The sequence below is a fragment of the Actinomadura sp. NPDC048394 genome (assembly GCF_040651755.1).
GTDB lineage: Bacteria > Actinomycetota > Actinomycetes > Streptosporangiales > Streptosporangiaceae > Spirillospora > Spirillospora montaniterrae.
This window is the reverse complement of the sequence record NZ_JBEZJL010000002.1, coordinates 48551-67370: the sequence shown is the minus strand read 5'-3', so window position 1 is coordinate 67370 and position 18820 is coordinate 48551. Positions and strand designations below refer to the sequence as shown.

The 18820-nt window shown below is 69.7% G+C and carries 12 protein-coding genes and 1 other RNA gene; 9 read left to right on the top strand and 4 right to left on the bottom strand.

The window, feature by feature from the left end; all coding sequences use genetic code 11:
* From smpB to AB0C78_RS01585, 4 genes are all read left to right on the top strand, one after another.
* Positions 1-474, top strand: a complete 474-nt coding sequence (gene smpB / locus AB0C78_RS01600) for an SsrA-binding protein SmpB (RefSeq protein WP_151541267.1) — start codon at positions 1-3, stop codon at positions 472-474.
* Between the two features lie 8 nt (positions 475-482).
* Positions 483-2462, top strand: coding sequence for a penicillin-binding transpeptidase domain-containing protein (locus tag AB0C78_RS01595; RefSeq protein WP_360740551.1), 1980 nt, complete (start codon positions 483-485; stop codon positions 2460-2462).
* A gap of 326 nt (positions 2463-2788) precedes the next feature.
* Positions 2789-3161: a transfer-messenger RNA gene (gene ssrA, locus AB0C78_RS01590) on the top strand.
* 162 nt (positions 3162-3323) lie between these two features.
* A complete protein-coding gene (locus AB0C78_RS01585) occupies positions 3324-4550 on the top strand; it encodes an amidohydrolase (protein WP_360740549.1) in 1227 nt (408 codons plus the stop codon).
* Here AB0C78_RS01585 and AB0C78_RS01580 read toward each other — a convergent pair.
* The 3 genes from AB0C78_RS01580 to AB0C78_RS01570 form a co-directional block, all read right to left on the bottom strand.
* On the bottom strand, positions 4514-6472 hold the full coding sequence (locus tag AB0C78_RS01580) for a methyltransferase domain-containing protein (RefSeq protein ID WP_360740547.1): 1959 nt from the start codon (positions 6470-6472) through the stop codon (positions 4514-4516). The genes AB0C78_RS01585 and AB0C78_RS01580 overlap by 37 nt on opposite strands.
* A gap of 85 nt (positions 6473-6557) precedes the next feature.
* Positions 6558-7091, bottom strand: coding sequence for a hypothetical protein (locus AB0C78_RS01575; protein WP_360740545.1), 534 nt, complete (start codon positions 7089-7091; stop codon positions 6558-6560).
* 42 nt (positions 7092-7133) lie between these two features.
* Entirely contained in the window at positions 7134-8015 is an 882-nt protein-coding gene (locus tag AB0C78_RS01570) for a DUF4231 domain-containing protein (protein WP_360740543.1), read from the bottom strand.
* Between the two features lie 301 nt (positions 8016-8316).
* Between AB0C78_RS01570 and AB0C78_RS01565 the strand changes: the two genes are divergently transcribed.
* The 3 genes from AB0C78_RS01565 to AB0C78_RS01555 all read left to right on the top strand — a co-directional run bounded on the left by AB0C78_RS01565 (position 8317) and on the right by AB0C78_RS01555 (position 12000).
* Positions 8317-9945 carry a flavin monoamine oxidase family protein gene (locus AB0C78_RS01565; RefSeq protein ID WP_360740541.1) on the top strand — a complete coding sequence of 543 codons (1629 nt, stop codon included), beginning with the start codon at positions 8317-8319 and terminating at the stop codon, positions 9943-9945.
* 199 nt (positions 9946-10144) lie between these two features.
* Positions 10145-10669, top strand: coding sequence for a GNAT family protein (locus tag AB0C78_RS01560; RefSeq protein WP_360740539.1), 525 nt, complete (start codon positions 10145-10147; stop codon positions 10667-10669).
* Positions 10670-10758: 89 nt separating this feature from the next.
* Positions 10759-12000: an FxsB family cyclophane-forming radical SAM/SPASM peptide maturase gene (locus tag AB0C78_RS01555; protein WP_360740537.1), complete on the top strand. Its 1242-nt coding sequence runs from the start codon at positions 10759-10761 to the stop codon at positions 11998-12000.
* A 12-nt stretch (positions 12001-12012) separates the two neighbouring features.
* Here AB0C78_RS01555 and fxsT read toward each other — a convergent pair whose 3' ends face one another.
* Positions 12013-14562, bottom strand: a complete 2550-nt coding sequence (fxsT, locus tag AB0C78_RS01550; RefSeq protein ID WP_360740535.1) for an FxSxx-COOH system tetratricopeptide repeat protein — start codon at positions 14560-14562, stop codon at positions 12013-12015.
* Positions 14563-15153: 591 nt separating this feature from the next.
* On the opposite strand from fxsT, the gene AB0C78_RS01545 reads away from it, so the two are divergent.
* On the top strand, positions 15154-16812 hold the full coding sequence (locus tag AB0C78_RS01545) for a hypothetical protein (protein ID WP_360740533.1): 1659 nt from the start codon (positions 15154-15156) through the stop codon (positions 16810-16812).
* A gap of 392 nt (positions 16813-17204) precedes the next feature.
* Complete coding sequence (locus AB0C78_RS01540; protein WP_360740531.1) at positions 17205-18674, top strand: MFS transporter; 1470 nt, start codon at positions 17205-17207, stop codon at positions 18672-18674.
* Positions 18675-18820: the final 146 nt, after the last annotated feature.

Genomic DNA, 18820 nt, shown 5'->3' with positions numbered 1-18820 from the left:
GTGCCACGCGACACAGGGCGCAAGCTCATCGCCCAGAACAAGCGTGCCCGCTACGACTACCACATCGACGACACGTGGGAGGCGGGCATGGTGCTGATGGGCACCGAGGTCAAGGCGCTGCGCGCCGGCCGCGCCTCGCTCGCCGACGGCTACGCCCACGTGATGGACGGCGAGGTGTGGCTGGAGAACGTGCACATCCCCGAGTACACGCAGGGCACCTGGACCAACCACGCCCCGCGCCGCCGCCGCAAGCTGCTGCTGCACCGGCGCGAGATCGGCAAGATCATCGCCAAGTCGTCCGAGCCGGGCTGGACGCTGATCCCGCTGGCGCTGTACTTCAAGGACGGTAAGGCCAAGGTCGAGATCGGCCTGGCCCGTGGTAAGAAGGCCTACGACAAACGCCAGGCCATCGCCAAGCGGGAAGCCGACCGGGAGATGCAGAAGGCGGCGGCCGCCCGGTTCAGGAGACGGTAAGGGTGTCGATGACCAACCGAGGCCGAGCCGCCCGCGTGTCGAGGCGGCTCCCGCGCGGGAGCCGGACCGTGCGCCGCCGCGCCGTCTCGCTGGCGGCCTGCGGGGCCCTCGTCGCGACGATGACGACGGGCTGCTGGGCGGAGCCGTCCGCGATGCCCGCCGTCCGCGACTTCCTGATCGCCTGGCAGGTCGGCAACTACCCGGCCGCCGCGAAGAAGACCGTCGGCACCGACCGCAAGGCGGTCGCGTCCGCGCTCGGCGCCGTCCGCGCCCAGCTGGACGCGGCCTCGCTGCGGCTGTCCCTCGGCGTCTCCGACGACCAGGGCCGCGTCGACGACGCCAAGGTCAAGGCGATCGCCAAGAACGGCGACGACGCCGACGCGCGGTTCTCGGTGAAGATCGACCTCGGCGAGAACGGGCAGCCCTGGGAGTACCTCGGACACATGCACCTGCGCCGGATCGGCGGCAAGTGGAAGGTCGTCTGGAACCCGTCGATCATCAACCCGCAGCTCGGCCCCGGGCAGCGCCTCGCCGTGGTCTCCGACGTGCCGAAGCGCGCCCCGATCGAGGACGGCACGGGCCGCAGCATGCTGCACGAGGTGTACTCCTACGACATCGGGGTGGTCCCCGGGCACCTCGCCGACGCGCAGGCCACCATCGACCAGCTCGCCAAGGTGGCCAAGTTCGGCGGCGGCCGGCGGCTGGACTCCGAGCGGCTGCTCGGCCGGGTCCGCTCGGCCCCGCCGCAGAAGTTCCTGTCGCTGCTGACCCTGCGGTACCCGGAGCAGAGCGCGCTGGCCCAGCGGCTGAAGCAGGTCCCCGGGCTGAAGATCAACGCCATCAAGGCGCCGAGCGCCCCGAACTACGCGCCGGAGCTGGTCGGCGAGCTCGGGCCCGCCACCGCGGACCTCCTCCAGCAGGTCGGCGCCCCCTACCAGCCGGGCGACACCATCGGCGTCAGCGGCGTCCAGCTCCTCCAGCAGCGCCGCCTCGCCGGGACCCCCAGCGTCAGCGTCGTCGCGCAGGACTCCACCGGCAAGGCCACCCAGGTGCTGAAGACCTGGCCCGGGGCGGCCCCGCAGCCGGTCTCCACCACCCTCGACCCGACCGTGCAGAAGAAGGCCGACAACGCGCTCAAGGGGCTGCGCTATCCCGCGTCCCTGGTGGCGCTGCGCCCGAACACGGGCCAGGTCGTCGCGGTCTCCAACCACGCCACGGGCGGCGAGAACCGCGCCTTCGAGGCCCACTACCAGCCCGGCACGGCGTTCGGGATCGTGTCCGCCGAGGCGCTGTTCGCGCAGGGCGGCATGAAGCAGAACACCAAGACCTCGTGCCCCGCCAGCGTGACCGTCGGCGGCAAGACGTTCACCAACAAGGCCCACGCCGACACGTCCTTCGCCAACACCTTCGCCCTCGGCTGCCGGACCACCCTCGCCCAGCTGAGCAGCAAGATCGACGCGCGTGCCCTGCAGGCCGAGGCGGCCCAGTTCGGCATCGGCCGCGGGTGGGGCGTCTCCGTCCCGGCGTTCACGGGGTCCCTGCCGCCGCTGACCAGCGAGGGCGCCAAGGCCGCCGCGATGGTCGGCGAGGGCGTCGAGGTCAGCCCGCTCGGCATGGCCCTGGTGGCGGGCGCCGCCCGGGCCGGCACCTGGCGGTCGCCCTACCTGCTCACGGACCCGCCCAAGGCCGCCGACGTCCCGGCGCAGAACCTGCCGTCGGACCCCGTCGCCAACCTGACGACCGTGCTGGGCCGCACCGCCTCCAAGGGCGTCGCGCAGGCCGCCCACGTCACCGGCGACGTCGCCGGCACCGCGGCGACCGCCCAGTACGCCGAGGGCGGCAAGCAGAAGACGGTCTCCTGGTTCGTCGGCTCCGCCGGCGAGCTCGCGTTCGCCATCGCCATCGAGGGGCCCGTCTCGGCGTCCCAGGTGGCGGCCACGTTCCTGCGCGGCATCCCCGCCAAGGCCAGGACCGGTAGCGCAGGCTGAGCGGCCCCGCCGGGACTTTGTGATCTCTTTGCCCGGCGGGACGCAACCGTCCCGGGGTCCGGCTGCGTCTTCCCGGGTGACTGAGAAACCGCTTGGGGGGTTGCGGACTCAGTCGCAGTGATGAGACCAGAGCCTCGTCTCGGGGGAGGCTCTGCCGTCCGGACCGGCCTGACCCTGCCGGTCGACCCCGGTGGCGCGACTCGGTCACGCCACCGGGGTTCCTGCATGTCCGGGCCCCTGCGGGGAATGACGTTGCTCCGGCGGGCGTTATCCTTGTAACGTCATCGTGCGGACGTCCTGCGGCGGCCGCTTTGACAACTCAACATGGGGGTGACCGGCTTCGACTTCGGTCGTTCGAGCCAGGGGAAGCGGGTCGAGGGTTGCTGTCGTGACCTCGTTAATCCTGTGACAGCAAACCAATAACTGCCAACAAGAAGCAGTCCGAGTTCGCCCTCGCCGCCTGAGCGAGGAGCGAACTCTGTCAGCCCGGTAGCGTCTCCGAACCGGGGTCTGGCATCGTAAGGAGACTCCACCTACCAGTCCGGTCGCGGGGCCGGTAGGGAAAACCAACAGCGACTGAGTCCGTCGGCGACACGCCTGCGTGAGCGCCGGGACTGAGAAAGCGTCAAGCAGGCTGCACCCGGAGAAGCCCTAGCTCTTCACCGAAGGACGCGGGTTCGATTCCCGCCACCTCCACCATGCTGACGGCCCGATCGGAACGCTCTGTTCCGGTCGGGCCGTTCGCGTTCGTCCGAGGCCGCGCATGTCAGGTCGCCGGGAGCCGAAGGGACCTGAGACGAGCCGACGGGGCACTTGGCAGGCCTCGGCGTGCCTGAGATCCTGGGCATCCAGAGCCAAGCGATGGGGCAACGTGACATGGCCGCCGACGGTTCTTCTGGTCTGCCTCTGCCCGGTGCCGACACGCTTCGGGAACTGCTGAGACTTCTGGACGGGGAACTTCCCGGTGCCGTCGAACTGCGGCATAGGCTCCACGGCGTCCCGGAACTCGGATTGCGAGAGCACGCCACGGCCGCGCTCGTCGACGCTGCTCTTCCCGTCCCGGGACGGGGCTTCGCCGGAACGGGACGGCTGGTGTCGGTCGGCGACCCGGCTCTCGACGCGGTCTGGGTGCGGGCCGAACTCGACGGCCTGGAGATCAGGGAACGCACCGGGGTCCCGTACGCCGCCACCGGCGAAACCATGCACGCCTGCGGCCACGACGTCCATATCGCGGCGCTGGTCGCTCTGGTGCGCGCCGCCCACCGGATGCGCGACGCTCTGCCGGCCAGGCTCACCGCGGTCTTCCAGCCCAGCGAGGAGCGCCATCCCTCCGGGGCGCTCGCGCTCGTCCAGGAGCCGGACCTGACGGCCGGCGTCCGAGCCGCGATCGCGGCGCACGTCCATCCGGAGCTGCCCTGGGGAGGCGTCGGGATCGAGCCGGGCGCCGTCAACGCCGCCGCCGACGCCGTGCACATCGTGATCGAGGGCGCGGGCGGCCATGCCGCCTACCCGCACCAGGCCGCCGATCCCGTGCTGGCGCTCGCGCACCTGGTGGTCGGGCTGAACGGGCTGGTCGGACGCCGGGTGGACCCGACCAGGGCGGCGACGCTGACGGTCGGCAGCATCCGGGCGGGCTCGGCGGAGAACATCATCCCCGACCATGCCGAGGCCAGGCTCACCTTCCGTGCGCTCGACGAGCGCGACCAGGACAGGCTGCGGGACGCGGTGACGCGGATGACGTCCCATATCGCCGGCGCGCACGGCTGCACGGCCGCGATGACGTTCCCCAAGACCGAACCCGCGCTCGTCAACGACGAAGGCCTGGCGCGGGCCGCTCGATCCCTGGCCGCCGGCACCGGTTTCCGGCTCGCTCCTCCGTGGCGCTCCTGCGGTGGCGACGATTTCGCGCACTACCGGGCCGTCTGCCCGGCACTCATGATCTTCGTGGGCCTCCGCGGCGCGCCGGGATTCGAGCCGGTCCCGCTGCACCAGCCCGACTTCCTGCCGCCCGACGAGGCCGTGGCCGCCACGGCCCGGGCACTGGCCCTCGGCTACGTCGCCGGGACGGCGGCCGCTCCGGCGCCCTGAGCGGGCCATCGGAAGGCCATGACCTTGAAGAACGGCATGGCGCCGATCGACCGCTCGCCCACCGGGACCAGGCCGTTCTCGGCGGCGACCTCCCTGAGCTCCTCGCACGAGAAGGCGCCGATCATGTCGGGATTCCCGCTGATGAACCCGTTGGCGTAGTCGTCCGTCAGGCCGTGCGCGATCATGGCGTCCCGCCATTGCCTGGCGGCGTCCTCCGGCGTCATCCCCGAACTCTCGTCGATGCCGAAGGAGTCGGAGAAGACCAGGCTCCCGCCGGGCCGCAGCCTGCGCAGGCATTCCTTGAAGAAGGTGTCCGCGCTCACCCGTCCGGCATCGCGATCGAGCATGAAATGCGTCACCAGGGAGCCGAAGATGACATCGTGTTGCAGATCATCGCGCACACCCTGCCAGGCGATCTGCTTGAGCAGGTGGACCCGCGCGTTCACGTCGTCGCCCAAGTACTCCCGGGCGATGTTGTGCATCTGCTCGGCACGGTCCACCGCGTAGTAGTGGCCGACCGGCGGAAGGTCGCCGAGGGCTTCGGAGGGCTCGCTGAGATGCTTGATCCAGGGCAGGATCAACGCGGTCAGGCTGCCGGTTCCGTGGCCGATCTCCAGCAGGTCCACGGGCTTTCCGGTGCCCTGCCGGATATGCAGGATCTCGCGGGCCACCGCCGCCGCGCATTCGGAGATCAGCTCGTTGTAGAGCGGTATCCAGCAGCGAACGTGCTGGTCGTAGCGGTCGAAATAGGCCGGCGGCCGCCGCTCGGTCTGCTGGTTCCAGGCCAGGTCCCATTGGCCGATCCGGTGCTTGCCGAGCCATTTGCGCTTCAGGGTGACGAAGTCGTCGGCCGACTCGAACCGGACCGCGCCCTCCACCACCGCGTTGTAGAAGACCCGCGCGTTCTCACAGCGGTGTTCGTCGTGCTCCACGATGAACACCTCCTGCTCGCCCGAGTCCCGGCTCCGGCGGTAGCCGCCGAAGGTGGCGTCGTCCTCGATGAGCAGCAGGTTCAGGCCGACCGTCTCGGTGCTGAACGGATGCCGGGCACGCGGGTCGATGTCGTCCTTGGTGGCGACGAAGATCTTGTAGTCCTTGTGCCGCAGGAGCTCCTTGCGCCAGGTGTCGATGTAGCGGGACAGCTCCGCCTCGCGCTCGAAGAACAGCCGCCAGTCGACGAGGAAGACGCGCTCGCCCACCGGGGTGGTCAGGTCCGGCTTGCTGGACCTCCAGAACGGCTCGATGTCGTCGGTGAGGTCGGCGATCGCCTTGACGCGGACGCCGGCCCGCTTCTGCAGGGCGTTGAACATCCGCACGTAGTAGTCGGGATGCGCGGTGATGATCGACTGCCCGCCCTCGCGGATCCCGCCCGCCATCGCCTTGAGCAGCCCGTCCATCAGATGCAGGTGGGCGTGATCGCCGGGATAGGTGTCCAGTATCTGCTGCACGCAGTGGTGGAACTCGGCCCGCGCCCGGCGCAGGTCCCGATGTCCCGGGCTGAGCACTCCGCTCTCCAGCGTGTCCAGCAGCCTGCGCAGATCCGCTTCGAACCGCTTGAAGTTCGCTTCCCAGCTCGCGTCCTTCGGATACTGCAGGTACTTGGGCGCCCCGAAATCCTCGGGAAGCGCGTCGGTGCCCTCCTGCTTCAGGATGATGACCGGGATGTCGGCACGCCGCGCGAAACCGACCTCGAACGCCAGGTTGGGGCGACCCGACGAGCCCTCCAGGATCACCAGATCGCACTGGTGCAGCTGGTTCTCTATTTCCGCGCCGATATTGCGGATATGTTGCTGCTGACTCCAGTCGTAGACAACGTATTCGCGCTCGCCGAGCTGCTTTCGCACCATATCGAGCGCCTTGTTCAGCGCGCTCTCCTCGGAGACCTGCTGGGACCAGGCGAGAAAAACTCTGGTGCGATCCAAGGCTCTCCCTGCCTTTCGGTTCGGCGCGGGGGTGCGCGACACGCCATGCCGTGCCCGTTCAGCGTTACCAGCGTACCCCGATATCTCATTTCCCGGCAGCGTACGAATTGGTCACGAACCGGTCGATTGCCGCGCGGCCGTACGCGGAAGAACGCGCCGAGCCTGGTGGCCAGACCAGCCTGACCGGGATGCCTCGCCGCCGGGCCTCGCCGACCACCTCCGCCGTACCGCCCCGTCCCCGCGCAGGCCGGCCGTCCCAGACCGCGATGAGTTCGTCCACCGCCTCCAGCATGACGAGGTTCGCCGCCTCATGGGCGTGAGACGTGGATTCGGCGAAGGGGAGCCGGCGTATCCGGGCGGCCGCGCCGAGCAGCCGGTCGTAAAGGTCCCTCGCCGTCGCCGGGAGGGCACGGCGGCGGTCCGCGGCGCAGACCACGGCCTCCAGCGTGCCGCCGAGGTCGAGGACGACGCGCGCGAAGATCTGGTCGGCGCCCTCCGCGAGGCAGGAGACTCCCACCAGCCCTGGAGCGTGCGAACCGAGCAGATCCCGGATCCACGCCTCCACCGCTAGGGCGGACCGTGCGGTCAGGTCCCGATGGCCGGTCACGGCGACGCGCATGCCGTCACCGCCCTTCCGCCGTCTCGTCCCGCCCGGTCGGCCTCAACTGTGCGATGCCCACCAGAGAGTGTGCTCACGGGAGATCGCCTCCTCCGCCTCGTCGACGAAGTGCGCCCACTCCACTTCGGTCTCGGGCCAGTCCACGCGCGAGGCGATGTCGGCCAGTTCCTGGGCGGCGACCGCATAGGCGCTGGCCAGCTGGTGATGCTGCCGGGTCTGCAGCCAGGCCACACCGGCGGCGGCCAGCCCACCGGCCACTCCTGCCAGGTCGATGTTGGTCACCTGCGCCACCTTCAGCACCGCGCAGACGAGCCCGATGGCCTCCGCGACGGCCAGCACGACCGACCACCGGGCGGCTCTGCGCTCGTTCAGCAGCGCTCGGGAGGCGTACCAGGACCGCTGGTCGTTGATCCGGCCCATCGTGTAGGCGTGCCGCCTCTCGTCCAGCGACATCGCCCTCAACTGCCGCATCGCGCCGGTGATCTGCAGGCCGCCTTCGGGTGGCGGCGCCACGACGACGCCTCGGAGGGCATCGGTGATGCTGCCGAACCGGCGCAAGAGCAGTTCGTCGGCGTGATGCCCGTCTTCGCTCCCTCGTGCGAAGGGACGCCCGCCCACCAGGTAGCGCCAGGCCAGCGACTTGACGGACTCCGCCATGGCGCGGGCCGCGTACCAGTGCCGGTCCGGCCGGACGGTCAGCAGATAGACATCGGTCACCAGCGCCACGATCAGCGCAGTGGCGGCGCCGAAGGCGGCAAGGTCCACCCGGCCGCTCTTGAGGCTCAGGGCGCCGAAGACCGCCGCCGAGACGAGCGCGACCAGCCTGACCCCGGTCGCCGTCAGAAGTCTCTGCTGCCCCACCTGCGCATGGCGATCGGCGGCGCGGTACGACGCGGGGAACTCCGTCTCAGAAATCAGCTCCACGTACTGATATGAAGCCAACGGCGGCGATCTGTCTGTGGCAAACCTGACGTTTGCCATAGAAGTGACGACATTCTGGCCGCGGCATCTCCTCTGCGGGCGGCGATCGCCGGTCGGGATGAAAGAGGGCTTGGAAACCCGCGGGAGGGCGGATCTCCGCGATTTCCGTTCCGCCGCGGTCGGGCCGTTCGTGTTCGCGGGGCCAGGACACATGAAGTTCACAGGGGAGCACTCCGCCCGAAACGTTCCAAAATGAAGATCGTCGGCGCATCGACGGAACGATCTTCATGTGGGGAGATGCGCCTTGGCACAGATCCAGCGGACGCGGCACGGGCAGACGCGCAGGGGCTTCCTGCGCGCGGTGGGGCTGACGGGCGGTGCCGGCACGATGTTCGCGGCCATGGGGGTGCTCGGCCTCGCACCGGCCGAGGCCACCGCGGCCACACCGCCCTTCCGGCCCCTCAGCCCCGCCGACTTCCACCTCACCGGGCGCAGCGCCGCCAGCGTCGTCATCCTCGGCGGCGGCATCGCCGGCCTCGTCTCCGCCTACGAACTCGGCAAGGCCGGATACCGCTGCACGATCCTGGAACCACGCGACCGGACAGGCGGCCGCAACTTCACGGTGCGCGGCGGCACCGAGCAGACCGACCTGTTCGGCAACAAGCAGGTCGCCCGCTTCGGCGAAGGGCAGTACCTCAACGCGGGTCCCGCGAGGCTCGCCCAGTGGATGGTCACGCTCGACTACTGCAGGGAACTCGGCGTCCCGATCGAGGTGTTCACCAACGTCAACGCCGACGCCTACATCTACAACGAGTCCTCCGGCATGAAGCCCGGGCACCCCATGCGCTACAGGACGGCCAAGGCGGACGTCTACGGTTACGTGAGCGAGCTGCTCGCCAAGGCCGCCGGCAGCGGCGCCTTGGACGCCGAGCTCACCGGCGACGACCGCGCCGCGCTGCTGTCGTTCCTGGAGGACTGGGGCCAGATCGGCGGCAAGTCCGACGGCTACGCCTACAAGGGCGGCACCAACCGCGGCTTCGGCGTCTACCCCGGCGCGGCGGGTCAGCCCGGCACGCCGCTGGGCTCGGTTCCCGATGTCTCCGACGTGTTCGCGTCGGCCGTCGGACGCTACTTCTCCTTCGAGTTCGAGTACGACCAGGCGATGCTGATGTTCCAGCCGGTCGGCGGCATGGACCAGATCCCCAGGGCGCTGACGCGCGCCATCGGCCCCGGCAAGGTCAAGCTGGGTTGCGCCGCCTCCCGTCTCGTGCAGCGGCCGGACGGCGTGACCGTCCACTACACCGACGCCGCGGGCCGCCAGAAGACCCTGGACGCCGACTACTGCATCGCCGCGATGCCCCCGCACCTGCTGGCCGGGCTCCCGCACAACCTCGGCGACGACGTCCAGGCGGCCCTGCGGGCCATCACCCCCGCCTCCGCCAGCAAGATCGGACTGGAGTACCGCAGCCGGTGGTGGGAGACCGACCACCGCATCTACGGCGGCATCACCGAGACCGACCTCGACCTCACGCATGTCTGGCACCCCTCCCACGGCTTCCACGAGAGGCGGGGCGTCATCGTCGGCTACTACAACTACGACGAGACCGCCGACAAGTACGGCAAGATGACCCCGCGACAGCGCCAGGAACGCGCCGTCACCCTCGGCGAACGCATCTACGGCGCCAAGTACCGGACAGAACTCGCCTCGTCCTTCTCCCAGTCGTGGCGCTACATCCCGCACATCGAAGGCGCCTGGCACAACCTCCCCGGCTGGACCCCCGACGCCCCCGTCCTCAAGCCGCTGACCGCGCCCACCGGCCGCGTCCTCTACGCGGGCGACTGGCTCTCCTACATGGACGCCTGGCAGCACGGCGCCATCCTCTCCGCCCGCCAGGCCGTCACCGCCCTCCACACCCGCGCGTTGGCGCACTGACCTTCTCGGACCCGCAGAGCGTCGGCCGGGCCCGGCTCGCCTGCCTCCCGGCCGGGCTTGCGCCGCTCCCGGCGGGCTTGCGCCGGTCCCGGCCGGGCTTGCGCCGATTCCGGCCGGGCTTGCGCCGGTCCCGGCCGCCCCGCCCCGGGTTCCGGGGGAGGACGAGGGCGAAGTGCCCGGGGTGGCGTAGATTTCGCGGGTGGGCGTGGAGCTGACGGTGGGCACCCGGGTCCTGTTGCGGCGGGTGCGGGCGGAGGACGAGTCCCGGTTCCTCGAACTGGTGAAGGCGAGCACGGCGCTGCACGGGCCGTGGGTCTCGCTGCCGCGGTCCGCGGAGGAGTTCGCGGCGTACCTCGCGCGGTTCGACGAGGCGACCGCGGTGGGGATGGTCGTCTGCCTGCGCGACGGCGGGGACCTCGCGGGCATGGTGAACATCAACGAGATCGTCCGCGGGTCGTACCAGCGGGGTGTGCTGGGCTATGCGGCGTTCCTGCCGCACGCCGGGCGGGGCTACATGACCGAGGGCGTCGCGCTGGCCGTCCGGTACGCCTTCGATCGGCTGGGGCTGCACCGGGTGGAGGCCGACATCCAGCCGGGGAACGCCGAGTCCCTGCGGCTGGTGGAGCGGCTCGGCTTCCGCCGGGAGGGGTTCTCGCCCGCGTACATCAAGATCGGCGGTGCGTGGCGGGACCACGAGCGGTGGGCCTTGACGAACGAGAGTTGATCGCGTTTATTGATCATGTAAGCCCGATATACCAGTACAAAATACAAGCGCAGCGCCGCGTCTTGGTCTCATCTAGGAGGTCGGCAAGCGTGGGCGTCCGCAGGGACGAACCCGGCCGCGAGATCGAGTGGCCGGGTGCACTGGACGTGCGCGCGCTCCTCGAACGCGGCTGGCGGCCGACCCCGATCCGCGACTTCATCCTCAAGGTGCACAGCAGGTGCAACCTCGCCTGCGACTACTGCTACATGTACGAGATGGCCGACCAGGGCTGGCGGCGGCAGCCCCGGCGGATGTCGCGGCAGGTCGTCGGGTGGGCGGCGGAGCGCATCGCCGAGCACGCCCGGATGAACCTGCTGCCCGAGGTCGAGGTCGTCCTGCACGGCGGCGAACCCCTCCTCGCGGGCGTCGAGCATCTGCGGCACGCCGTCGAGACGATCCGCGCCGCCTGCGAGCCCGACGTGCGCGCCGGCTTCAGCGTCCAGACCAACGGCGTCCTGCTCGACGAGATGTTCCTCGACCTGTTCGCCGAGCACGGCGTCAGCGTGGGCGTGAGCGTCGACGGCGACGAGGAGGGCCACGACCGGCACCGGCGGCGCGCGAACGGGCGAGGCAGCTACCAGGACGTCCGGACGGGCCTGCAGCGGCTGACCGAACCCCGGTACCGGCATCTGTTCGGCGGCCTGCTCAGCACGATCGAACTGCGCAACGACCCGATCGCCACCTACGAGGCGCTGCTGGAGTTCGGGCCCCCGGAGATGGACTTCCTGCTCCCGCACGGGAACTGGGACACCCCGCCTCCGGGCCGTCACCCGGACGAGTCGACGCCGTACGGGGACTGGCTCATCGCCATCTTCGACCGCTGGTACGAACGCGAGGCCGACCAGGTGCGGATCCGGCTGTTCAGCGAGATCATCCGGCTGCTGTTCGGGCGCATGTCCGCCAGCGAGGCGGTGGGACTGTCCCCGGTGGCCGTCGCCGTGGTGGAGACCAACGGCGAGATCGAGCAGGTCGACTCGCTGAAGTCCGTCTACGACGGAGCCGCGGGCACCCGGCTGCACGTGTCCCGCGACCCGTTCGACACCGTGCTGTCGCTGCCGTCCGTCGCCGCCCGGCAGATCGGCCGCCAGGCGCTGTCGGCGCAGTGCCTGGCCTGCGACGCGCACGAGGTGTGCGGCGCGGGCCTGTACCCGCACCGGTACAAGTCGGGCACCGGATTCCGCAACCCGTCGGTGTACTGCCACGACCTCCTGAAACTGATCACCCACATCCGCGACATCCTCAGCCGCGACCTGGAGGGCACGGCCGCACGGCCGGCGCTCCCGGTGGCGTGATCCGTTCCCTTCCTAGATCGGCGGCGGGTCGAAGTCCGCGTCGAGCCTGCGTCCCTCCAGGAAGACCTGGGCGTCCGGGTGCTCGAGCGTGAGGGTGTGGCGGTAGCCCTGCTCGGTCTCGGTGAACAGCGCGTCGGCCTCCTCGTCCTGGCCGAGGGCGCGCAGGTTGGCCACGGTGTTCGCGGCGGCCGACAGCGTCAGCGGGTGCTCGTCGCCCAGAAGGGCGCGCAGCCGGCGCATGGTGCCGGAGCAGAGTTTGTGCGCCGACTCCATCTCGCCCAGTTCCGCGAGGTCGCTGGACAGGTTGAGCGCCACGGTCAGGGAGTAGTGGTGATCGCGCGTCAGCTTGAACTCCAGGCCCGTCAGCGCCTTCTCGTTCGTCTTGCGGGCCTGGGCCACGTCGCCGGTGACCCGCTGCAGGATCGCCAGGTTCCCCGAGCAGGCGTGGTAGTACGGGTGCTCGGCGGGATAGATCCGCGGATAGCGGCGGACGGTGTCCTCGGCGAGGGTCAGGGCGTCCTGGAACTCGCCCATGGTGCGGCGGATGTTCGCCAGGCAGGTGGCGGCCGCCAAGGTGTCCGGGTGCCCGACGCCGAAAGCCCGCACGTAGCGCTGATGGATGTCCTCCGCGATCTCCAGCGCCCGGTCGTAGTCGCCCGCGCGGCGCCAGGCGATGGACAGGTCCTTGCCGGTGCGCAGCGTCCAGGGATGGTCCGGGCCCAGGCTCTCGACGCTGAACGCGTAGGCGTCCTCACCGAGGTCGCAGGCTTCGGAGAAGTCCCCGCTGAGCCGGACCGCCCGTGCCAGCCCGGTGTACATGTTCACATAGGAACTCGGGTCCGTGGCTTGGCCGCCAGCCATGAGCACTTCCCGGAAGACGTTCTCGAGAAGGGTTCGGGCGCTCGCGTAGTCGCTCTGAAGTCCATAGTCGAGCGCGACGCTGTTGATGGCGCGCCAGAGGGAAAAGCTCTTTTCGCTCGACTTGGCCTCGATCCGGCGCAGCGCCTCCTGGTCGCTTTCGAAGGCCTGCTGGAAGTCACCGCTCGACCGCAGGTCGGTGGCTCGCCCGCGCAGGGCGCGCAGGGTCGTGTCGTGGTCGGGGCCGAGCGTCTTCTCGGCCACGTCCAGCGTCTGCAGGCCGCGCTCGGTGGCGTCCGGGTACTGGCCGAGTTCGCGGAGGAGGTTGCCCATTTCCACGTGGAGCCTGAGGACGTTCTCGTGGTCGGCGCCGGACGAGACGGTCCATTCCTCGAGGAAGGACTGCACGAAATTGCGCGCGGAGCCGTAGTCTCCGGACGTGTAGAGGTAGGTGATGAGGTCGAGGGAGAGATTGCGCACCACCGGGTCCTGGCATTGCGCGACCCCGGCCGGCTCGAAGTGGCCGAGGGCGTTCAGGTACTTCGGCCAGTTCGCGGCGTCGTTCGGGTCCGACTTGGTGTATTCGGCCAGCAGCAGGTGGACCTCGTGGCGGAGGCGGCCTTGCTCCGCCTCCGACAATTCATCGCGGACGAGCGCCTGGATCAGCCGGTGGACCTGAATGGTCCGTGCGGGGAGGTCGAGGCGTGCCAGAGCGAAGCGTCCCAGTTCACCGATGGCCCGGCTCAGCCGGATGGGGTCGCTGATCAGGGTCGAAAGGCCTGGGCTGAGCCCGGGCACGGCCTTGCTCAGGGCGTCTCGCGGGATCGGCTCGGGACCGAAGAACGCGCAATAGCGCAAGAGTTCCAGGGCCTCGGGCATCTTTTCTTCGAGACTGGCGACCGAAAGGGCCCATGCTGCCGTCATCGACACCGGGTATTCGGTCGGCTTTCCCTGGGAGAGCAGCTGGCTCGTGCGCTCGCCCAGAAGCTGCAGGTAGTCCGATACCGCGATCCCGGTCTCCGCGTGAAGCGCACCCGCCTGCTCCAAGGCGAGGGGGAGGTCGCCCAGTTCCTCCGCGAGCCTGTCGGCGTTCTCCGCGCTGATGCCGCGGGGGACCCGGCGGGTGAGGAACTCGATGCTCTCCTCGCGGGTGAAGACGTCGATCGGGACCGCGTCGACGACGCCCGCCCAGCGGTGGTTCCGCGAGGTGATCAGGACGTGGCCGGGGCCTTGCGGGAGCGTCTCGGTCAACTCCTCAGGCTCGTCGGCGTTGTCGAAGATCAGCAGCCAGTTGGTATAGGGCTCGCCGCGGCGCAGCGCGTCCAGGACGGCGTTGGCCGCGTCCTCGACACCGCTCACGGAGGCCGAGGGGAGGCCGAGGGGCTGCGCGAGGCTGGCGAGCGAGGAGCGCACCAGGACGGGCTGGTCGGCGGGGATCCACCACACGAGGTCGTATTCGGATCTGTACCGGTAGGCGTATTCGACCGCCATCTGGGTCTTGCCGACACCGCCGAGACCGTGCAGCGCGTGCGGAACGACCGCCGTGACCCGGTTGGCCAGGCCTCCGCGTAGTCGCTCGAGCAGATCCGTCCGGCCGGTGAAGTTCTTGTTCCGCGGAGGGACCTTGCCCCAGATCTGGGGTACGCGATCCGTGGCGAACGATGAATCCGGCTGTGCGTTGGTCACTCGATCCCCCTGCGCCACGCCCGCGCCCCCACCGGACACGCCGCATCACGTCGTGGTCAAGTAATTCCGTCAATGAAGATAGTGTATTGAAGCTGCTCGTACCAGTCTGTGTCAGGTGACACGTTGATCGGCGACCTGTTTTCGGACGTCGTTATATCGCACTTGTCGGCCGACCGAATGGAGGGCGCCGCAGGTGGCGCCGCTCTGGTGCCGCAAGCCGGTTTTTGAGACGATGGGACCGATCATCTTGCGGTGCCCGGAGGGAACGCGCCGGCGGGGCCTCCGCGGCACCAGTACGGAGGAGGTACGGATGCAGAACCGCTCATTCGGCTTCGCTCGCGAGGCCCTGGAGGTCGCCACCGCTTCCGATCTCTCTCCGGGGATGCGGCGAATCGGATTGGAACTGTCGAAGCCGGGTAACGCAAGGGCCGGATTCGACAACAAGATGTCAAGGCGTCCGAGCGGGAAGACGGGAACGACCAGGGCATAGTCGAGACGGGGCGACGGCGACGGCCATCGGTGCATTACCGGGTCCATTCAGTCGGCCGTGCGCTACGCTCGGGTGAGCTTGCCGGCACATCTTTCCACGGGTGCCTGCTATGGGACGGAATGATGATCGCGCACTCTCCCTCCGGCTCACCGGGTCCGCATGCGGGTGGGCACGCGCTCGACGAAGTGGACCGGGACGTCTTCCGCGGCAGGGAGCCGGAGGCGCGCGAGGTCCGGGAGAAGTGGGCGGAGAACCGGCTCACCGTGCTCCACGGCGCCGCCGGCGTCGGCAAGACCTCGCTGTTGCGCGCGGGCGTCGTGCCGCAGCTGCGGGAGCAGGGTGCGAACGTGCTGCCCGTCGCGCACATCGCGTACCGGCCGGCGTTCCCGGTGGCGGCGCTGCCTGAGTACAACCATTTCCGGCTCGCCGTGCTCGCGTCGTGGTACGAGCGGGCGTCACCGGTGCAGATCTCCGAACTGCCGATCGGGACGTTCCTCCGCAAGCACCGCCGGGTGGACCGGTTCGGCAGCCGGCTTCCCGCGCTCGCCGCCGTCGACGGGGTGGAAGGGCTGCTGCGGCCCTCGCCCCGGCATGAGCGGGACCGCCGCGAGCTCCTCGACGACCTGACGGCGGTCATGAAGGAGGAGCCGGACCTGCATCTGCTCCTGGTCGTCCGCGACGACGCGGTCGACGAGGCGCTCGAACTCGCCGGCCGGCTGGGGCAGGAGTCGCCGGCGACGTGCTCCCTGGAGCCGCTGACGCCCGAGGCGGCGCGCGAAGCGGCGGACGTGCTGTTGCGCACGTCCGGACGGAGTAGCGGGGGCCTTGCCGACGCGCTGGTACGGGAGTTGCGGACGGTCCGCATGGCGGGCGGTGTGCAGACCACCTCGCGGGTGGAGCCCGCGCTGCTCCGGCTCGTCTGCGCCCGCCTCTGGGAGGACCTGCCCGCGGACACCGAGATCTCATCGGAGCGGCTGCGCGGCGAGGTCAACCGGGTTCTCGGGGAGTACTGCGCGCACAGCCTGGTCACGATCGCCGCTGATCAGAGCCTCCGGGCGGCGAACGTCCTGTCCTGGTTCCGCGGCGTGTTCGTCGGGCCGTGGGGGCGCGCGGGAGTTTCCGAGTCGCGGCTGTACGAGGACGTTCCCAAGGCGGTCGTCGACGCGGTGCAGGACAGTCACCTCATCCGAGCGCGCCTCCGTGACAAGGACCGGTGCTTCGAACTGCAGCATCCCCGGCTTATCGAGCCGATCGGGAAGCTCGACGGCGGGGCGGTCCCCATCAGGCGCCCCGGGCCCTCGATACGGCTGCACCAGGCGCGGCTGGCGCTTCTCGACGGCGATCCGGAACTCGCGCGGCGGCACGCGGAGGCGGCCGTCCGCGCCTGCGGCGAAGGCGACATGAAGGTCCTCGCCGCTGCGACCACCTTCCTCGGCGACATCGCTTACGAGCATGGGGACCCTCCGACGGCGATAGCGCGGTACAAGGAGGCCGCCACGATCTGCGAGGCCGTTCCGGACAACGCCGCGGTCGGCTGGCTCCTGGCCGCGGTCGGCCGGATCCTCCTGGCGAGCGACGCCGGTGAGGCCGTGCGGCAGCTCCAGGCCGCGGCGAGCCGGCTGCCGCACGAACTGTCGATCCAGACGGCGCTCGGGCAGGCACTCTGGCGGTCCGGGCGGACGCGTGCCGCCCGCGCGGTGTTCGAGGACGTCCTCGGCCACGACAGCCGCAACCGCGAGGCCCTCATCGCCAAGCGCGCCCTGACCGGAACCGCGTAGGCATTCGCCATCGGGCCCTTCGCGGCGGGTGTTATCTGGGAGCGATCGTGCCTCGCTGTGACGAACGCTGAGCTTTAAGTACAAGCTCACGTTCGTCCCGTTTTAGCGGTGAATTAGACGTATGCGGCCCATGCATCATTCGCTAAGCTCTTGTCCGCTTTCCGATACTCCTAGCTCCCCTCTACGGAGATGCATATGTCTGCTGCTAGGATCCCTGCGCGACTGAATCCGGTCGCCGGTAAAGCGGATGAACCGGGTTTCTTTGGCGAGTCCTGGCAAAATTGTATGCTCAGCTTTGACTTTAGTTCGCAATCTGGCTGGGCAATATGATAAGACGTCGGAGCAGCGGAGCGCTCGGACGGTGACCACGGTCGGAGCAAGGAGAGTCAGAGGTGAGCACCGCCCCACCCGAACCGGACGTGCGGGGCGGCGGCGGGGCTGAGGACTCCCGGACCGGGGAGCCGAAAGAGGCGCAGGACCGCGTGTGGCGCCGCGATTTCACCCTGCTGATGGGCGGATCGGCGTTCTCGCAGCTCGGCACGCTCGGAGCGGCCGCGGCCAATCCGCTGCTGGCGCTGGCGCTGACGGACTCGCCGATCGTGGCGGGCTGGGTGTCGGCCGCGAGCACGCTGCCCGGCCTGTTCCTGCATCTGCCCGCCGGGCTGATCGCCGACCGCTGCGACCGGCGCCGGATCATGCAGCGCAGCCAGCTGATCCGGGTGCTCAACTCCGTCGTGCTGTTCGCCGCCCTCTTCACCGCCCCCGAGCCCTGGCCGTTCCTCGTCGTCGCCGCGGTGGTGGACGGCTCCTGCGCGGTCTTCTTCCGGATCGCCGAACTCGCCGCCGTGCGGCACGTGGTGCCGGACGGCGAGGCCGAGAACGCGATGGGCAAGAGCGAGGCGCGGCACCATCTGGCCCTGGTCCTCGGGCGGCCGGTCGGAGGGCTGCTCTTCTCGTTGGGCCACGCCTTTCCCTATGTGCTGGACGCGGTGACCTCCTTCGTCTCCTTTGTTTCCCTCCGCATGCTGCGGACGAAGCATCTCCAATCCTTCGAACCGACGCGGGGATCGGGGCTCAGAAGGCCGATGAGAAGGATGACCCCCTATTTCAAGGAAGGGTTCCGCTGGATCAGCCGCGACCGTTTCCTCTTTTCGTCGATCATCGTCTGCGCCGTCGCCAACATCGGCTTCCAGATCGTCATCCTGCTGCTCGTCGTCGAGGCGGAGCGCAGTCACCTCTCCGGGTCGGTCATCGGCTCGCTTCTCGCGACGTCGGGGATCAGCGGCTTCCTGGGCGCGATCACGGCGCCCAGGATCGTGCGGCGCTTCAGGCCGCAGGCGACGGTCAAGTGGTGCGTGGCGGCCTGGTTCCCGTTCGTGCTGATCGTCGCCATGACGGGTAACCCGGTGTTCGGGATGTGCGCATGGGGGGCCTGCAGTTTCATGGGCGCCTACATCAATGTGGCTCTCGCGGTGCACCAGAGCAAGGCCATTCCGAAAGAGGTGCTGGGCCGGGTGGAGGGCGTCCTGCAGTTCCTGACGACGGGGGCGGTGACCCTAGGAGCCTCCGCCAGCGGTTATGTGATCAAATTCTTCGGCCCCCGCCCGACGGCCTTTCTCGTCGCCGGAACGTTCCTCGGGATCGTCGCCGCGGTCTTATGCCTGCTGCGGAGACCGAGTCCCGCGGGGGAACCGACGCTCCTCGTCGTGCTGTTCCTGCTGGCCTTGGTCGCCGTATGGTCGGTGCTACCGAGGCCGGTTCTCGGGCGAGGGCGCCGGCGCGCGAGGCGGCGCGAGCCGGCCCTAGCGGGAGGGACTCTGGCCGTCGGTGCCGCGGCGGTCCCGGCGGGTAAGGACCGCTAGCCTTCGGCCGCTGGGCGGCCATCACTTCCGGGCCGGGCGCATTGTGTTCGGTGACGCATTGCGGGCGTCCTGTTCCGGTCGCTTCCGAGTTGGCGGAGCGGGGCCCTTCCGGTGGGCGGTGCGGAGGTAGGCTTCCCGCATCGGAA

Excerpts from the sequence above, each read along its gene's own strand:
- AB0C78_RS01595 (WP_360740551.1), top strand. The coding sequence starts at position 483 with ATGACCAACCGAGGCCGAGCCGCCCGCGTGTCGAGGCGGCTCCCGCGC.
- AB0C78_RS01585 (WP_360740549.1), top strand. The coding sequence starts at position 3,324 with ATGGGGCAACGTGACATGGCCGCCGACGGTTCTTCTGGTCTGCCTCTG.
- AB0C78_RS01575 (WP_360740545.1), bottom strand. The coding sequence starts at position 7,091 with ATGCGCGTCGCCGTGACCGGCCATCGGGACCTGACCGCACGGTCCGCC.
- AB0C78_RS01545 (WP_360740533.1), top strand. The coding sequence starts at position 15,154 with ATGATGATCGCGCACTCTCCCTCCGGCTCACCGGGTCCGCATGCGGGT.